Consider the following 19,609-nt stretch of genomic DNA (forward strand, 5'->3'; position numbering starts at 1 on the left):
CACAGTGCCGCCATATCCCCGGCCAAGCGGTGACCATCGGTCCCGGACCACACCAGCACCCTGACCGGCCGTTCCGGGTTCTCCCCCTACGGCCACCTCAGTCGATATCTCGATCGCCGTTGCCGTCGGCGTATCGCCCGCGCTCGGAGTCGATGGGTCGCGCGACCACCCTGCCGCCAGCTCGACGGCGATCCACCGAAGCGACGGTGTCGCCGCGTCCTGCGGTGATTTGCGCGACGTTGGCCAGCGCATCGGTGGGCAGCCCGGTCGCCGGATCGCGGTGCAGATAGCCCTGATGCGTGGCCTCGACGCCGGCGAAGTTCGGCGAGTCGGGGAACTCGGCGGGAATACGTTTGCCGCCGAATGCCTCAGTGGCGGGGTCGATGCCGAGGCCGAGCCACGGGTTGAGGCGGCTCCACGCGCCGGGCTCGTCCGCTCCGAACATGGTCACCAGATCGCGCCACGATGCGGCGACATAGACATTGTCGGCGCCGATGCCCAGCTCTGCGGCATGGCGAACCGAGGCCGCTCCTGGCGAGCCCGCGGCGATTGCCGAGCGGACCAAGCCGGCGAACCTGCCGTACCTGCCCGCATAGAACATCGTGACCGAACCGTAGCTGTGCCCGTACAGCCGGATGGCAAGCCGATCAGCAGCGGCGGTCCCGGCCAGAGTTCTGGTGGCATGGAATGCCGCGATGTCACACAGCAACCGGTCCCCGCCCACGCGTGCGCGGCGCCGGAAGGCGGCCTTCGCATAACCGGTCTTCACCGGCCCGGCCGGCGCGTCGTATCCGATCCAGATGATCGACGCCAGCTCGAGCGACGGATCTACCCGCAGCGTTTCCTCATACAGGTTACGCAGCGGCTTGAACTGGTAGGCCAACGAGGAAGACGTCGTATTCGTCCCGGGCACATGCCAGTTCACCGTGTGCGCGGTGTCCACATTGCCGAGCGCGACAACGGCCTTCCCTTTGCCGTGGAAGGCGGTCGAGTCGTAGGACAGGACATGCACCGGCGGACTGCCCGGTACCTTCGTGGCCTGTCGGTCCAACTCTCGCAAGTGATTTCGGGTGCGGACCAGGTTGCCGAGCTGCTTCCTCTCAGGGTCGGTGAGGCCGGTCCGCGTCCAGTTGAGCAGCCTCTGGTCCGCTGGCTTGCGGGCTAGGAACTCGCCGAGATCGCGGCTGATCGACAGCCGGTTGGCGTGGTCGCGGATCGTGGCGGGAAGGCCGTCGGCGTTGCCGATCGGGTGTGGGTAGACCTGGATGAGTGCCTGTTGCGCAGCGCTCAACGCACCTGGTTCGGCGGGGTCGCCCAGCGAGTTCCACCACTCGCCGTTCTCGGTCGCGCGGCGTCGTGCGGACCACGCTGGCAGGCGATACCCCCAACGCAGCAACCTATCCGCGTTGTCGAAGCCGCCGGCACGTAGCGCCTCGTCGGCCAGCTGCCGCTGTTCGTCCTCGAAACCGTGATCCGCAGGCAACGAGCGCCAGTAGCCGCTCGCATCGTCGGGCACGGAGTCCTCCGGATGCCCTGGTTCCTCGGACGAGGCGGTCGCTGGATGGGTGCCGCCGGGGACGATGGGGCCGCCTACACCTGGCTCGTCAGCAGACAGCCCGTCCTGGTGCAATCGGCCGTCGGATCGATCCGCAGTCGCCGACGAGGAACCTCGACGGACCCGCCTGGACCGTTTGCCCGACTCCGGTGGGTCCTGCCGGTCCATCCAATTCAAGACCGCGTCCAGACATTCGTCCGCCGTGTACGTTTCGTATTCCGCGAGATGGGGTCCGCGCTGGAATCCGCTCTCGTCGATACCGTTTTCGTCTACGGCCGGAGTTCCCGCACGGGTCGCGATCCACCCCGCGACGTGCCGGACGATGTCGACCGCACGCAAGGCGCGCACGGAACCGTCGGGTTCGAAGGTGGCAGGCGACGTCGTCGGTGCGAACCGGTTGACCAGGAGTTGGCGTTCGGCGGCGGTGAGTTGGTCGAGCGCTGTGTGCAAGTCAGCGGGACTGGCCTCGGCCAGCGCTGTGGCCCACAGCGCCATGGACCGGTGGTGTGCGGCCGCAACGGTGCTCACCCATCGCTGAGCCGCGATGAGCGCCATACTGCGGATCATTGGTGTACCCGCTCCCACTCGCAGCTGGTGTAGCGCCCCTCGATGAGTCGAACTGAGCCCTTGGACAGCGGATTCCATCTGCTCTGGGCTTGCCTCGGCCAGCAGTTGTCGCGGATCCGGCTGGTCGGCACTCATCAAGGCGGCGTACATGGCCGCTCGGAAACGGTCGAACTCCGATGTCGTGGACGGCAGGTCGCCAAGTTGGCGTGCCGCAACCTGCCGTGCCTGCTCATTTCTGATCTTGCGGCGGAGACTGGCCAGGTTCGCCTGCACATCGAGCACGGAAATATCCAGTGCCGCCGCTACCTCCTCGTGTCTCATACCCTGTTGCACCCGAGCGAGAACGTTGGTCTCGCGCAGGGTGAGCTGGAACGTGCTCGGCGGATTGTCGGCGGGCCGCTCGGGGATGGGCGACGGATATGCGCGGTGTTGGTGGGCTGGGTGTGGTTCGTCGATTCCCTTCCGCGACCAGGGCGTCGTCCGTCCAGGTGTGGGTTGCCGTGGGGTCTCGTCGTGTTCGTGTGGCCTGCTGCCGATCAGTCCACTCGAACCATCCGGATCCGGCTCTACAGGTGCGGGCAGATCGACCTCGAGATCCGGCGTGACCCGCGGCGGACGCCCCGTGGTCACGTACTCGTGGATCGCCCACTGCGGCGACCCGACCGCCGCGCCATGAATGTCCGCCTCCGCGAACCCGACAGCGAGCGCTTCCAGGTCGTTGAATACGGTCTTGGCTTCGTTACCGAAGGCGTACTCCGGCAGTCGAGCGAACCAGGTCCACCAGTGCTCGTCGATCAGGCCGAGACTCGACAGCTGTGAATGGGTCTGCGAGAGCACTTGTTGCAGATTTTTCGACAGCCCCTCCATGGCGTCGATCGCGTGCACGAACTCGTGCACGGCGTCGTGATGAAATGGCCTGTCGCCGACCGGATTCAAGCCGAACTCGAGCAACCGGATCCCGCGTTCGACAGCCTCTGTCGGCCTGGCCGCATCGCGCAGGCTGAACTGCATGCTCCGACCCGCCGTCGCGGGGTCCGCATCGTAGGACGTTCTGGCGCTGGTGCCCTCGGAGTCGGTGTAGTCGATGCGCAGTTCGCGAATGTTGGTTCGGCCCGGGAACCTGGTGAGCATCTCATCCAACCCACCGAGAATCTCCTCGACAACATGAGCGGGCACATCCGGATGATCGAATCCGGCCATAGCCACATGCGGATACATGAGGGTGAATGCCTCGACCAACCGCGCCTTGGCCCGCGCCGCTTTATCGAGCCCCGCGCGATGCGTTATCTCGCCCCAGGTAAGCCCGGCATGTCGCTCAACCTGCGCCAACGCCGCCATATACCTACCATGGATATCGAATAGCACCTCTCGATGTTGCTTGGGCATCGGAAAATTCGAGATCCACTCTTCGAGGTAGGACACCGCCTCTCGAATGGCCGCGACATCCCACGTCGGCATAGCGTGGTCCAGCCACACCTCACGGCCGTCGACCCGCCGCACGAACGATGACGCGAACACACCGGCGGGCGTCGCGTCGACGTCGGATCGGGCACGTCCGCCCATCACCTGGTTGTCGGCCACACTCCACTCGCGCGCCGTGCGGTGAGTCCTGGTCACCGCATCGAATAGGCCGAGCATTGTGGCCGAGGACGAGCCGAGAACCTCCGGGTCCACACCCTCGACACTGTCCCCCGGCCGCCCCGGGGTGAGCTCCCGATAAATGCGGTCATCTTCCAGGTTCAGCATCGCGTGGGCGACCGGAGCACCCATGATGGCGGCGACCTCGGTCTGCAACACCTGCACAAGAGCGTCTATCGGATCGGCATAGGTTTCCATGAACACCCGCAGGCCATTGTCGAACATCACCTCCTCGACCCGAATCCCTGGCGCCCCCTCTACCACAAAGCGTTCGGCCATACCGGAATTCAGTCCGGCCAGCACCAACTCCTCGAAACCGGGACCAGCGAACGCGCGCTCCCCAGGCGAATCCTCGAACGGCCTGCTACCGATCAGCCCGCGCGGACCGCCCTCGTCCGCCGCCGGTCGGTTGCCGACGCGGCCGCCCGGTTTCGGGCTGCCTTCGCCCGGCTCCGTATCGCCGCTTCGCGCGGGTGGTTGATCCGGCTCGGCTCGCGTGGTCCATGGTGTCCGCGGTGCCGGGCTCTGTTCGCTCGCCATCGCATGCGCGGATCCACGCTCGAGGTCCGGCCGCGAATCGTCCTCATGTGGCCTGCTGCCGATCAGACCACGCGCACGGTCCGAGACCGGACGATCGACATACGGTGGAAGATCGACCTCGAGGTCCGGCGTGACCTGCGGCGGACGCCCGGTGGTCACGTACTCGTGAATCGCCCACTGCGGTGAACCGACCGGCACACCATGAATGTCGGCCTCAGCGAACCCGACAGCAAGCGCCTCGCCGTCGTCGAATACGGTCTTGGCTTCGTTACCGAAAGCGTACCGCGGTAGCCGAGCGAACCAGGTCCACCAGTGCTCGTCGACCAAGCCGAGCCTCGACAACTGTGAATAGGTCCGCCCCAGCACCTGTCTAAGGTTCTCCGAGAGCCCCTCCTTGGCATCGATCGCATGGATGAATTCGTGGACGGCATCGTGGTGGAATGGTCTATCGCCGATCGGATTGATCCCGTCCTCACGCGATCGGATGCCCAATTCCACAAACGGCTCCGGCCTGGCCGCATGGTGCAGGCTGAAATGAATCCGCTGGGTTCGACCCGCCGCCACTACGCGATCTACATGCCAAGACGTTCTGGCACTGGCTTTCGGATCGCCGAGGTAATCGATCCGCAATTCCCGGATATTGGTCCGGCCAGGGAACCTGGTGAACATCTCGTCCAGCCCACCGAGGATCTCCTCGACGACATGGGCGCGCACATGCGGATGGTCGAACCCCACCATCGTGAGATACGGATACTTCAGGTTGAACACCTCGACCAACCGCGCCTTGGCCTCCGCATCGTCATCGCCCCATTCGTCGTTGAGCCCCGCACGATGCAACATGTCCCACGGGGTGGGCACGGCGTGCCGTTCGATCTGTGCCAGCGCCGCCAAGTACCCGCGGTGGATGTCGAGCAGCACATCTCGGTGTTTCTCGGAAGCCGGATAGCTTTCGATCCACGATTCGAGGTAGGTCACCCGCTCGCGAATGTCCTCGACCGCCCAGCTCGGCAGGGCGTTGTCCAACCACACGTCACGGCCATCGATCCGTTTTACGAATTTCGCCGCGAACACACCGGTCGGCGTAGCGTCGACGTCGGATCGGGCGCGCCCGCCCATCACATCGTCGTCCGGACCCATACTCCACTCTTGCCCGGTCCGATTCGTCCTGGTCACTGCATCGAACAGGCCGAGTAGCACGGCCGAGGACGAGTCCAGAATCTCCGGGGGCAGGACATCGAAGCTGTGCCCGGGGCGCCCGTGGGGCGTGAGTTCCCGATAAACGCGGTCGTCGTCCAGGTTCAGCATCGCGTGGGCGACCGGAGCACCCATGACTGCGGCGACCTTGGCCTGCAACACCTGGATATCCGCTTTTATCGGATCGGGATACCTCTCCGCGAACACCCGCAAGCCGTTGCGGAACGTTACCTCCTCGACCTTCAGCCCCGGCGCATCCTCCACCACGAACCGTTCCGCGATACCGGAATCCAGGCCCGCCAGCACCAACTCCTCGAAGCCGGGACCAGCGAACGCACGCTCACCAGGCGAATCCTCGAACGGCCTGCTGCCGACGAAACCGCGCTCACCCCCCACCGGTCGGTTGCCGCTGAGGCCACCCGGGGTCGGCCCGCCCTCGCCCGGCCCGGGATCAGTGCTCCGTACCGGCAGCTGATCCTGCGCCGCCACCACCTCGCCCGTCGGAGTGAGCGTGGCCGGATCCCGCTCGAGCCGCAACGCCTTGATCCGCGCAGCATCCGAGTGCGAATCGTCCTCATATGGCCTGCTACCGATCAGATCACTCGGACCTCCACCTTCACCCCCGATCCGTCGGCTGTCGGTGCCATCCGGTTCGGCATCGCTGCCGCGTATTGTCGGCTGATCCGGCTCAGCCTTCATCTGGTCCCCCGGTATCGGATCCTGTTCGCTCGCGGTCACCTCGGCGGAACCGTGCGGATCGAACACAGAACGTAGCCGCGCGACACACTCGGCGAGAACCTCACCCGCCGACGCGACCGTCAACCCCAACCGCGCGGCCACGTCGGCCAACGGCTCACCCTCCACCAGATGCAGCATCACCAACCGCTCAGCGGTATCAGGTTCAGCCAAATCCGCCAGCGCAGCGCGAACTGTCGTCACGAAATCGGTATCGGAAAACCCTGTAGTAGCAGCCGGATCGGCTACGTCTCGACTCAGCTGTCCGTCTTTGCCCTGGACCGGCGCATTCAATTGCGCGGCGGGCCGAGCCAGAATCTCCCGCGCCAATACGACATCGGCCACCGGGTAACTCACCGCGCGCGCAATCGCCGCATCGTCGTGTACCTCGCCCGCGGCAACCATCCGGTCGATCTGCGCTCTTACTGTGCTGACTTTCTTCAGGGTGGGATTGTCGAGATCCGGGAACGCGCGCGCGAGATGGTATCGGAGAATTGCTCTCCTACCGCCGCCCCAGGCATGGGCGGTGAACGACGCCGAGGGGACGTGGCTGTCGATCGCGCTCAGAATTCCCATCCACGCGGCCTGCACCGCCTCATCGCGGATATCTGGAGATTCACGCCGCGCCAACGCATCCGGAACCCACGCAACCGTGGCGCAAATCTCGTCCCGGATCGTCTTCTCCTCAGATGAACCCACCCGGCTGACCACATATCGATGGAAAAGAGCTACTTCCTCCCGGTCACCGGAACGCTCATAGCGACCCGCATAGAATTGCTCGACCGCCTCCAGCAACACATCACCACCCACACCCAACGCCCCACAGAGCTGCCGCAATCTTCGCACCGGCGGAAAACGCGTTCCGAGTTCGACGGCGGAAATGTAGGGCTGGGACATCCGCGCCCGACGCGCAAGCTCTTTCTGCGTCATCCCGCGCTCGAGTCGCAGCTCCTTGATCCAACCACCCAGCAATGTATGCGGAGGGGGATTGATATCGAGGTCTGGATAGAAGTAGCGGGTGGCGGCCCGTAGGAGTTCGTCACCGACCCCCAGGACGTCGCAGATCCGCCGGAACAGCGCGAATTCCGGCCTGTTCCTTCCGGATTCGATATGAGACAGATCCGAGCTGGACCCGATCGCCTTCGCAACCTCGCTTCCGGACATGCCCTGATCGTGTCGCAGCGCCATGAACCAGCTACCGGGTAACGCGGGATCGTGCGCGGCAGGATCGATATCGGGATTGACACCTCGATAGAAATGGCGAAAGGCGGCGGCGAGTACTTCCGGCGCAACTTCCAGCGCCCGGCAGATCTGACGGAAGACCATGAGTTTCGGAGTGTGCCCGCGCTCGATTCGACCGACAGATTGTTCCGGTATGCCCGCGGTGCGGGCCAGCTCGGCCTGAGACATGTCCCGGTCATAGCGCAACGCCGCAATCCAACTTCCGGGCAACCGCGGGTTGTGCGCGGCGGGATCGAGACCGAACTCGATATCCCGATAGAACTCGCGAGCCGCCTCCGCCAGCGCTTGCTGCCCTACCTCCAGAACGCGCGCAATCCGCAAGAACAGACCAGGCAGCGGGTACACGCCATTCTCTATTTCCGTGATGCTCGTCGGCGCTATATCGACTGCGCGTGCGAGATCCGCCCTGGTCATGCCCTTGCTGTTACGAAGAGCCGCCACCCAGCTACCCAGCGAATCATGGGCGGCCACAGCGGTTCCCACCTCGACGCCCCGATAGAATCTCCGGATAGCGTCGGTCACAGCCTCGCCATCGAGCCCGAGTGCCCGGCAGATCCGCTGAAAGTTGCCGAGCCGTGGCTTCGATTTCCCGCTCTCGATAGTGGACAGCGCGCTATTCGTCAGGCCCACGGCTTGCGCGAGCTGTTTCTGCGTCATCCCCCGCTCGAGTCGCAACGCCTTGATCCACGCACCCCGCGCGGCATCCGAGTGCGAATCGTCCGCATATGGCCTGCTGCCGATCAGCCCACTCGGGCCGCCCGAATCCGGATGATCCTCATGCGGCAGGAGATCGACCTCGAGATCCGGCGTGACCCGCGGCAGCCGACCGGTGGTCACGTACTCATGAATCGCCCATTGCGGCGAACCGACCGCCACGCTGTGAATGTCCGCCTCGGCGAACCCGACAGCGAGCGCCTCCGCATCGTTGAGTAGCGTCTTGGCTTCGTTGACGAAGGCGTACCTCGGCAGTCGCGTGAGCCAGGTCCACCAGGACTCCTCGATCAGGCCATGATTCGACAACTGTCCCCAGATCTGGGACAGCATCCGTTGCAGGTTCTTCGACAGCCCCTCCACGGCATCGATCGCATGAACGAACTCGTGCACGGCGTTGTGATGAAACGGCCTGTCGCCGACCGGATTCAAGCCGAACTCGAGAAACCGGATTCCACGTTTGACAGTCTGTGCCGGGTTGGCCGCATCGCGCAGGCTGAACCGCATACTGAGTGTCCGGCCCGCCGCCGTGGGGTCCGCATAGTTGTGCGTTCTGGGGCTGGTGGCCTCCCAGTCGGTGTAATCAATCCGCAGTTCGCGGATATTGGTCCGGTCCGGGAACCTGGTGAACATCTCATCCAGCCCACCCAGGATCTCCTCGACGACATCGGCGGACACGTCCGGATGATCGAACCCCACCACCGTGACGTGCGGATAGTTCAGCGTGAACACCTCGACCAACCGCGCCTTGGCCTGCGCTTGCGCATCGAGCCCAGCGCGATGCACTCGCTCGCCGAAGGTAGCCACGGCGTGCCGCTCGACCTGCGCCAGCGCTGCCACATACCCAGCGTGGAGATCGAGCAGCGCCGCTCGGTGTTCCTCGGGCATCGGAAAATTCGAGATCCACGTATCGAGGTGCGACACCTGCTCCCGAATGGCCGCGACCTCCCACGTCGGCATGGCGTGGTCCAACCACACCGGACGACCGTCGATACGCCGCACGAACAACGACGCGAACACACTGGTCTGCGTGGCGTCGACGTCGGATCCGGAACGTCCGCCCATCACCTCGTTGTCGGCCACACTCCACTCCCGCGCCGTCCGGTGCGTCCCGGTCACCGCATCGAACAAGCCCAGCCGCTGGGCCGAGTCCGAGCCCAGAACCTCCGGGTCCACAACCTCGACGCTGTCCCCAGGTCGCCCCGGGGTGATTTCCCGATAAACGCGGTCGTCTTCCAGGTTCAGCATCGCATGGGCAACCGGAGCACCCATCATGATGGCGAGCTTGGTCTGCAATGCCTGCACCAGCGCATCCATCGGTTCGGCATACGTCTCCTTGAACACCCGCACGCCGTTGTCGAACGTCAATTCCTCGACCCGCACCCCCCGCGCATCCTCGACCAGGAACCGTTCCGCAATACCGGATTCAAGCCCCGCCAGCACCAACTCCTCGAACTCCGGACCAGCGAACGCACGCTCACCAGGCGAATCCTCGAACGGCCTGCTGCCGATCAGCCCACCAGGAGCGCCGTCACCAGCCTCGGGATCACTGGTCCCTACCGGCAGTTGATCCTGCTGCGCCACCTCGGCACCTGCAGTGAACGCACCCGGACCCCGCTCACTCGCGGTCGCCTCGCCCGTTCTCCCCGAGTCGAACGCATCGCGCAGCCGCGCAACAGCATCGGCGAACACCTCACCTGCGGTCGCGACCGGTAACGCCACTCGTTGAGCAACCTCGGCCAAGGGGACGCCCTCCACCAGATGCAGCATCACCAACCGCTCCGTGGCATCAGGATCCGCCATATCAGCTAGCGCGGCGCGAATCATCATCGCGAAATCGGTATCGGAAGCCCCTGCGGAGGCAGCACGATCGACCATTTCCTGATGCAATCCGTCCGTCCCCCCGATCGGAGCATCCAGTTGTACGGTGGTCCGCGTCAAAATCTCCCGCGCCAGCATGACATCGGCCATTTTCAATCGTGTCGCGCGGGCAATTTCCGTGTTGTCGAGAGTTTCACCAGCAGCAACCATTCTCGCCATTTGTGCTCTCACCGCGTTGACTTTCCGCACGGTGCGATTGTTCAGATCTGGGAACTGATGGTTGGAGCGGTATCGCAAAATTGCTCTGCTACCGCTGGCCCAGGCATGATGGGCGAACGACGCGGAGGGGAAGTGGTTGTCGATCGCGCTCAGAATCCCCAGCCACGCGGCATGCCCCGCCTCGTCTCGGGTATCCGGAGACTCACGAAGCGCCAACGCATTCCGAACCCACGCGAACCTCTTGCAGATCTCGTCCCGGACTTCCCTCTCCTCCGGCGAACCCACCCTGCTCACGACATATCGATTGAACAGGTCTACTTCATATCGATCAGCGGACGGCCCGAAACGACCCCGATCGTAGAATCGCTCGACAGCCTCCAGCAACACATCACCACCGACCCCCAACGCCGCACAGAGCTGCCGAAACTTCCTCAACCGCGGACGAAAACGTTGGTTTTCGATCTGGGAAATGGAGTCCCGAGGCATCCGCGCTCGGCGCGCAAGCTCGCCGCCCGACATACCTGCGTCATTACGCAGCGCCGCAATCCAGCTTCCGGGCAACCCAGGGCTATGCGCAGCAGGTTCGATATCGAGATTGATATCCGAATAGAAGTGACGCATGGCGGCCCGCAGCAGTTCGTCACCGACCCCCAGCACATCACAGATTCGCCGGAATACCGCGAACCTCGGCCTGCTCCTTCCGGATTCGATCCGGTAGAGATGGCCCGCACCGGAACCGATCGCCTTCGCGACCTCGCTCTGGGACATGTCCCGGTCATGCCGCAGCGCCACGAACCAACTACCGGGCGACGCCGGATCGTGCGCGGCCGGGTCGGTATCGAAATTGAGATTCCGATAGAAATGGCGCGCGGCGGCAGCGAGTACTTCCGGCGCAACTCCCAGTGCCCGGCAGATCCGCCAGAAGACGAACGAATTCGGAGAGTGTCCGCCCTCGATTCGGCTGGCAGATGTTTCCGATATGCCCGCGATCCGTGCCAACTCGGCGCTGGACATGTCCTGGTCATAGCGCAGCGCCGCAATCCAACTTCCGGGCAACCGTGGGTTGTGCGCGGCGGGGTCGAGACCGAACTCGATATCCCGATAGAACTCGCGAGCCGCCTCCGCCAGCGCTTGCTGCTCTACCCCCAGCACTCGCGCAATCCGCAAGAAGAGGCCAGGGCGCGGACGCTCCCGGTTGTTCTCGTAGACCCCGATGCGCACAGGGTCCACACCGACCGCGTGTGCAAGGACCGACTGGGTCATACCTTTGCTGATACGGACAGCGCGCACCCAGTCACCAGGCGACTGATGGGCAGCTACACCGGTATCCAGCGGGACATCCGAATAGAACTGTCGGACAGCGGCGTTCAACGCGTCGTCGTCGAGCCCGAGTGCTCGGCAGATCCGTTGAAAGGAGCCGATCCGCGGCTTCCGCTGCCCGCTCTCGATTGCGGGCAGTGCGCTGTTCGCCAGGCCCGCCGCTTGCGTGAGCTGTTTCCGCGTCAAACCCCGCTCGAGCCGCAACGCCTTGATCCACTCACCCCGCGCAACATCCAACTGAGGACCAGGCTCCGCACCTGGCCTGCTACCGATCAGCCCACCCGAATCCGGACGATCCACATGCGGCGGAAGATCTACCTCGAGATCCGGTGTGATCCGCGGCGGACGCCCACCGCTGACGTACTCATGGATCGCCCACTGCGGCGTGCCGACCGAAACGCCGTGGATGTCCGCCTCGGCGAACCCGACGGCCAGCGCCTCTTCCACGGCGAGGCCCGTCTTGGCTTCATCAAGGAAGGCGTACTCCGGCAGTCGAGTGAGCCAAGTCTGCCAGGACTCGTTGATCAGGCCCGATCTCGACAACTGTGACCAGGCCTGGGACAACACCTGTCGCAGGTCCCTCGAGAGCCACTCCTTGGCATCGATCGCGTGCACGAATTCGTGAACAGCGTCGTGGTGAAACGGCCTGTCGCCGACTGGATTCCACCCGAGTTCATGCGCCTGGATACCGAGTTCGACAGTCTGGTCCGGTCTGGCCGCAAGACCCAGGTTGAAGTGCATCCGCCCTCGACCCGCCAAGTCGAGGTCCCGATAATAGTGTGTTACGGCGCTGGTGTACTTATCGCCGAGGTAATCGATGCGCAGTTCGCGGATATTGGTCCGGTTCGGGAACCTGGTGAACATCTCATCCAGGCCACCGAGGAGTTCCTCGACGACATGCGCGCGCACATCCGGGTGATCGAACCCCAGCATCGTGACATGTGGATACTTCAGGCCGAACGCCTCGACGAACCGCGCTTTGTCTTTCGCTTCGTCATCCAGTCCCGCGCGATGCCGTATCTCGACCGGGATGCGCACAGCGTGCCGTTCGATCTGCGCCAGCGCTGCCACGTACACACCGAGGACGCGGTGCAGGGCATCTCGCTCTTCCTCGCGGATCGGGAGTTCAGAGATCCATGATTCGAGGTACGTCGCCTGCTCGCGAATGACAGCGAGTTCCATTCTCAGCATGGCGTGGTCCTGCCACACTTCACGGCCGTCGATACGCCGCACGAACATCGCCGCGAACATATCGACCGACGAGGAGTCGAAGTCGGGCTGCGAGCGTCCGCCCGCCACCGTGTTGTCCGGGCTCACACTCCACTGTCGCGCTGTCCGGTTCGTCCTGGTTACCGCGCCGAACAAGCCGAGCCGCCGGGCCGAGTCCGAATCCAGAACGTCCGGGGCCACGATGTCGACGCTGTCCCCGGGCTGCCCAGGGGTGAGTTCCCTATAGACGGTGAAGTCGTCCAGGTTCAGCATCGCGTGGGCGACCGGAGCATCCATGATGGCGGCGACCTTGGTATCCAGTTCCTGGAGAAGCGCGAAGATCGGCTCGGTATACCTCTCCCTGAACACCCGCAGGCCGGTGCCGAACGTCACCGACTCGACCGTCACCCCCGGCGCATCCTCCACCACGAACCGTTCCGCGATACCGGATTCCAGGCCCGCCAGCACCAACTCCTCGAACCCGGGACCAGCGAACGCACGCTCACCAGGCGAATCCTCGAACGGCCTGCTACCGATCGGCCCAGCCGGACCTCCGGTCCGGCCGGTCGCCGGTCGACTATCGAATCGCGCGTCGTCCGCGGCGGCCGACGCCACTTCCTCCGGAAGACCCCGCTCCTGCGTCCACCGATCGGAGCGATCGCCCGGATTCTCCGATGGCCGGCCGCCGACCTGATCACCGGGTGCCCGGTGTTCGATGCCCGGGTCTCGGGTGTCGCCTGTGTCGGCCTTCATGCTTTTCGCGAGTGTCCGCGCGTTGGCTGTGGTCGCTTCTGCCCGGTGAAGGTGGGCGAGGATGTCGAGGAGGGGCGGGCTTGTTTTTGTCCGCTCGGCTCGGATGTTGTGGACGAGCCGGCGGGTGTTGTCGGCGGCGGCGCTGTCGATGTGTGCGCGCACGTCGGCGCTGCCGACATGTTCCCTGGCGGCCTGCTCGGCCTCCTCAGGTGCCATCCCGTGCCGGTTCACCAGAGTGGTCTGGCGCCCATTTCGAGCGGTCGCTTCTTGTCGCTGTCGGTATTCCTCGTAGCACGACATAACAAATCGCTTCGCGTCCTGCGCGATAACCGGACTCGATTCGTCACGGCCGATCAAAGCGAAGGCCTGCTGCAGACTCCGCGCGTTCGCCGTATTCGCTTCGGCTCGATACAGGTCGGCGAGACTGCCGGGAAGATTGATCTGTACCCGATCGGCAGTGCGATGCATGTCGAGGATGAGTTCGCCGACGCCCTGAGCGGCGGCGTCGTCGATGGCGGGGCGCGCTTCAGCGCTGCCCACGTATTCCCGGGCGGCCTGCTCGGCCTCCTCAGGTGCCATCCCGTCCCGATTCACCAGAGCGGCCCGGAACCGCTTCAGAAGGGCGGCCCTTTGTTGCTGTCGGTATTCCTCGTAGCACCTCATCACGAAACGCTGTGCGTCCCGCGCGATGTCCGGGCCGCATCGGAGGCCGGCCACCACGGCCAGGGCCATCTCGAGCGCCGCCGGCGTGGCCGAGACCGCCTCTGGTTGCTGCCCGGTTTCGAGTGCGGGCTCGGCCGGGTCGGGGGTGTCGTGCGGGCGGCTGCCGACGCGGGCGGGTTCGGCCGACGCGGAAATGTCCGACTTGTGGGGCGTGTGCGCGTTGGTCCGCGACGGGAGATCAGGTGTGCCGTAGTCATTTACCGGCCGGCCTGGCTGTATCGAGTTGATTTCCCGCACCAGTTCTGTACTGACCTCGACGTCCTGAGACGGGGGTAGGGTTTCGGCGGCGGCGACTGCGTTGCGGTGCGAACTGGCGACAAGGTGACCGTCGGCGTCGAAGTCGATGGTCTCGAATCTGCGTTGGTCCGGGGATAGTCTGTCGATGAACTTTTGCTGTTCGTCTCGCCAGTCATCGAACGGGACGGCCTTATTCAGCAGCGTGCGGCGGCTCTGGAGGTCTTTCGGGTCGTAGTCGGTGTTGTTTCGGCCGTCTCGGGAGGCCGCCAGGTCGACGACGACCAGTTTCGGACGCTCACCCGGCTTGCTGTCGTTGACCAACAGCACCATGTGGTTGTCGGCGGCGGTGCTGCCGTGATCCTGGGTGTCCTTCCATTTGTAGACCAGGACTGCGATGCCTCCCGGCCGGGCTTTCAGCGATTCGGCCACCTTCTCCAGTGATCCGGCATTTTCGAGTGGGGCGCCGAACACCTCCTCGACAACGTCACGGCCGTGGCCGGCCAGTTCGTTGGACAGCGGCTCGAAGCGGCGTGCGGTCAACACGCGCATGCCGGTCACGGCGTTGTTGACGCAGCTGTTGGGGCTGCGGCGGTGGATCCGCACGACCAGGTCGAGCAGGGCCGCGGTGGCCAGATAGTGCGATGCTGCGGCGATAACCTCCTTCCCCACGGGATTTTCGGCTACCGGGCCTCCGGTCGCTGGGTCGTCGACGACGGCGGCGTTCTCCGAGTCGCCCGGTGTCGCCGGGTGCTCGGCTACTCGATTCACCGATTCGGAGTGCATTGGCGGGGAGGCGGTGGCAGGGGCGACCGGTTGGCGGGTGGCCTCGGTGGCCCGGTGGTGCTCGACTGCGTCGCCCAGGACGTCGCGGGCTACGGCGGGGGTGATGTCGGAGACGGGGTAACCCAGCGCTTTCGCCAGGTTGGCGCCGGCTTCCGTCAGCGCGGGGTCGATCATGCGCATGCCTTCGGCGCCGTCGATGTCCGCGGTGTCCCAGCCGAGTTCGGCGGCCAGCCGGTCCCGCTGCGGAATCAGCAGGTCCAGTGCCTGCTCATCGGTGAGCTGCGGGTACCGGGCAGCCGTCGCAGGTTCGGTTGCCTCGACCTGTTGGCGCAATGCCTCCACCGCGGCGGCCGGCAGACCGGCTTGGACCAGCAACCGGCCCAGCGGATCGCCTGCGCCGTCGTGGTCGAACGCAGCAGCGGCGTCGGCAACGGTTGACGTCGGAATCCCCAGCAGCCCGGCCAGGCGCGCGGCCTGGTCCGGCTGCTCGAGGTCCGCGCGGTCTGGGAAGTAGCTCGCCTCGGCGGCGGCGAGAACGGCGGCCGGGTTGTCGGTGAGATACGCGTGGTGGCGGATGAAGTCGGCGGTGGCGTGGCGCAGAGCACGCTCTTGCAGTCCGGGCACCAGCGAGCGGAGATTGTGGCCGGCCTCGACCAGGTTGTTGCGGTTTTCGGGAGTGGGGTCGGCGCGGTGGGCTTCGGCCACTTGTTCGTAGCGGACCGCCGCCGCGCGTACCCCGTGCAAATGCATAGCCTTGCGGATCAGCGCGTCCTGCGGCGACATCAGCGCCTGCGCGGACCCACGGTCCCCATTGCGGGCGGTGCGGTTCTTGGCCTGCTCATGGATGTAGGACTGCTCGGGGACTTCGGTCATCCACACGAACATGCCGCCCTTGGCCTGCACCGCCTCCGACACCGCGATATCGACACCACGCTGTCCCTGCCGGTTGATCACCAGGATCTTGCCCTGCTCACCGGCGGTATCGAAGATCTTCTGCAACTGGCCTTCCCACCCGGCGCCCCACCCGGCGATCCGGTCGGCGTCGACCGCCTCGATCGCCTCTCGCGGCACACCCTGGCGCACCAGCGCCTGCACCTGCCTGTCGACCAGGTCGTTGCGATGACACAAGATTTCCTGGGACCTGCCCCGGCCCCCCTGCCACACTCTGTGCGCGCCTTCGGCGATAGCGCTCAGCTTGACGCGGGTGTTCGCCACCACCTCGGGGGCACCCTCCATCAACCGCTGCTCCCGAGACCGGTCGACCTGGTGCGCTTCCTCCAGTCCGTAGATCTTTTCCAGCACGGGGTTGAGGTCCGCGAGTGTGCCGGAGGCGCCGGTGACCTCATCGAAGAACCGGTCCTCCGGTCGACCACCCGTGCGATAGATTTCGGCGGCGTTGATCTTCTGGGCCGAGTCGGCGTCGGCGCGCACCACGATCTGGTGCTGCTCGGCGCTCATCCTGATGGCTTCGGCCGCCCGGATCTCCTTGGCCTCGACGGCCTGAGCCAGGCTCGCCTTGCCCTGCTCGGCACTCCACCGTGATTCGCTCGAGGTCTTCGGGTTGCGTTGCAGACCGTGTTCGCCCTGATCGATGATGACGATCTTGCCCGCATCCATCACGTAGTGGGTGCTCTTGCGGCAGGTGAACTCGGCGGCAGCGGCCATCTCGAGCCGCGACAACCCCAACCCTTCAAACCATGGTTTCCCGCCCTGTAGCGCCTCGACCTTCTCCCTTCCCACCGGCGTCAATTCCGCCCGACCGTCGTACCAGAACTCGACCTCAGGAGTTCCGTCGGAATATTGGCCGACTTCTTCGGTGATCCGTGTGAGACCGAAATCCTCATGCGACAACGTCCCCTTCGCCAGCGCGTCGGCGAGGAAATCGTGTGCGGCGAACACCTCCCGTGAAGTCGCCTCTGGTGCGGCCTGCTCCACCCCTTCCGACCGGAGAAACAGCCTCTCACCACGGTCGATGATCCCGTCCATCTCATCGATCAACGCGTGGCGCGGCGGCCGATGACCGGCGTTGCACAGATGCCCGACCGTTTCGCCGGTGGCCACCACGACCGCCGGCCGACCGCCGGTGACCGGCCCGAAACCGTTCTGCTGGTCGGCGCGGAACACGTCGATCCCGAAATCGGTCAATAGGTGCTGGTACCTGGTGAATTCCCGGTGGGCGAGCCCGTCGGTCGTCGTCACCAAAAGACACTCCCCGTGACGCACTGCCCGCTGCATCGCCGCCGCCATGAACATCAGTGACTTGCCCTCGCCCGGCTTCATTTCGACCGGACGTTTGGCCAGCGCGTGCACCCCCTCCGCCTGCTCGACCCGCAATACCATCCCGCCTGGCACCGCGTCGCTGATCGTGCCGCGCCGAATGATCTCCGCCGTCGCGATCATCGACTTCTGTGCGTCGTTGTCGAACAATCCGGCCTTCAACACTTCGTCCGGAAGGTTGCACAGCCGCAGCTGCTCCGGAACGTGGTCACCGGAACCGGCGTGGAAATCGGCCAACAACTCGACCGCCTGATCACGAGCGCTCGGCGACGACGAACCGGCACTGTCGACCGAATCCGCAGCTGGGCCGGAGGACACCTCGTCGCCCGTTGCACCCGCCAAGACGCTCCGCTCCGCCACGGGAGCGTGGGGAGCGTGCTCCTCCTTTCCTGCGGGAGCGTGCTCCTCCGTCCCCGGCAACCGGTGTTCACCGGCCGCCGCCGTTTCGGGCACGTCGCGGGTACCAGGGGCCGGGCGGGCATCAACGGGGGTCTCGTGGCGGGTTTCAGCTCCCGCAGCACTCACCTTCCCGTTGTTGCCGTGCTCGTGACTCCCTGATGATCGGTGTTCACCGGCGACGGGTGTTTCGGCCCCAGTGCCGATCTGACGGGCCGGGGTGCTCGTCGAAACCGTCGGCGCCGCCGACGGTTCCCCACCGGCCTCGACCGGTCGCGGCGCTGTCGCATTCGTACGGGAAACCGCTTCGCCCCGCTGCGGTCCCGCCACCGGCGCACCCGTCTCCGAACGCACCGCCGGCGCCGCGGAGTCGAGTCCGACCGGAGCACGGCCAGTCGCGTCATTGTGTGGCATCGAGCCCGATGCTGCGGGCGACCGCGATTCGCCGGACTTGACCGGCGCGGTGTTCCCGTGCGCACCGGCCGTGGACACCTCCCCCCGCGCGTCCCCGGCAGCCACCGTATCCGGAGCAGCCGCCCACGCCGCCTTGGCGACCGCCCACGCCTGCTTCGATTCCGCGGACACTTCGACCGGCGGGAGAGCAGGTGTCGGCGACGCGGTGCTGCGCATGACCGAGGGCAGGTCGGGCCGGGTGAAAGCCCCACCGCCGTCGGTCACCGCCGGCGCACTCGATCCCGGGTGAGCAGCGGCGTGCGCGTGCACCACCCCAGCGAAACCGCCGTTGAGCAACGGCGCCAGCACGTGGTCGAAATGGTCCGGCCAACCGGTCACCAATGCCGCCGCACCCAAACCTGTCACCGCGCCCGCAGTGCCATGCACCAACCCGAGCGCCAATCGGCTGCTTTCGATCCGAGGAAACACCTTCGGCGCGACCCGGCCCGCGATCATGCCGCCCAACGCACCACCTGCGCCCGACAAGGCCGCGACTTTGATCGATGTCAGATCGATGCCCGTCGGATTCTCGCCGTCCGGTCCGATCACGGCGAGGGTTCGATCACCTGACCCGACCTGCAGCGCCTGCACTCCCGCGTCGACACCTACCGGCAGCGCCGCGGCCTTACCCAACGTGACAGGCAACCGGAGCGGCCCCAGCGCCGACAGCCGGGCGGCCGTCTTCATCGCGCCCGCCCTGAACGCCTGCGCCAGGCCCGCACGCATCACCGCGACACTGCCGCGGCCCTCGACCAGCATCGACTCCACCACCGGCACCGCCGCCACTTCTCCGGCAGGACCAGCCGCGGCCGCACCGGACAGCACACTGAAGATCCGCCACGCCAGCTCGATCCCGAAGACGAACATCACACACAGCGTCTTCTCCGCATCGTTGGCTGCGGCCTGCACCTGATCGGCCAGCGCCAGCGCGTCGTCACCGAGCCTGGCCGCCCCGGCCTGGTGCAAACCCAATGTCTCGCGCAGTCGTTCGGCAAGTACGCCCACCGAATCATCTTGTGCCAGTAGGTCTTTCGCATCCTTCGAATGATCGTCCAGCGCAGCTGCCTTCGCCCGGAACTCCGCAGCCATCCGGCGCATTCCGGAAATATCGGCACGTGGCAACTCTCCCCCGAACACCACCATCTCGATCGGACGCCGCACCAGATCGGGCAGGTCCTCGAACGAGTTGCGCAGCTCCACGACCGGGTTCAGCGGCAACGAACCGTCCACCGGCAC

1 protein-coding gene is annotated in these 19,609 nt (G+C 65.5%); it reads right to left on the reverse strand.

Features of this window, described 5'->3' with window-relative positions:
• Positions 1 to 97: 97 nt before the first annotated feature.
• Entirely contained in the window at positions 98 to 19,603 is a 19,506-nt protein-coding gene (locus tag ACIBI6_RS33360; RefSeq protein WP_396958874.1) for a helix-turn-helix domain-containing protein, read from the reverse strand.
• Positions 19,604 to 19,609: the final 6 nt, after the last annotated feature.

Source organism: Nocardia sp. NPDC050412 (assembly GCF_044458825.1).
GTDB lineage: Bacteria > Actinomycetota > Actinomycetes > Mycobacteriales > Mycobacteriaceae > Nocardia.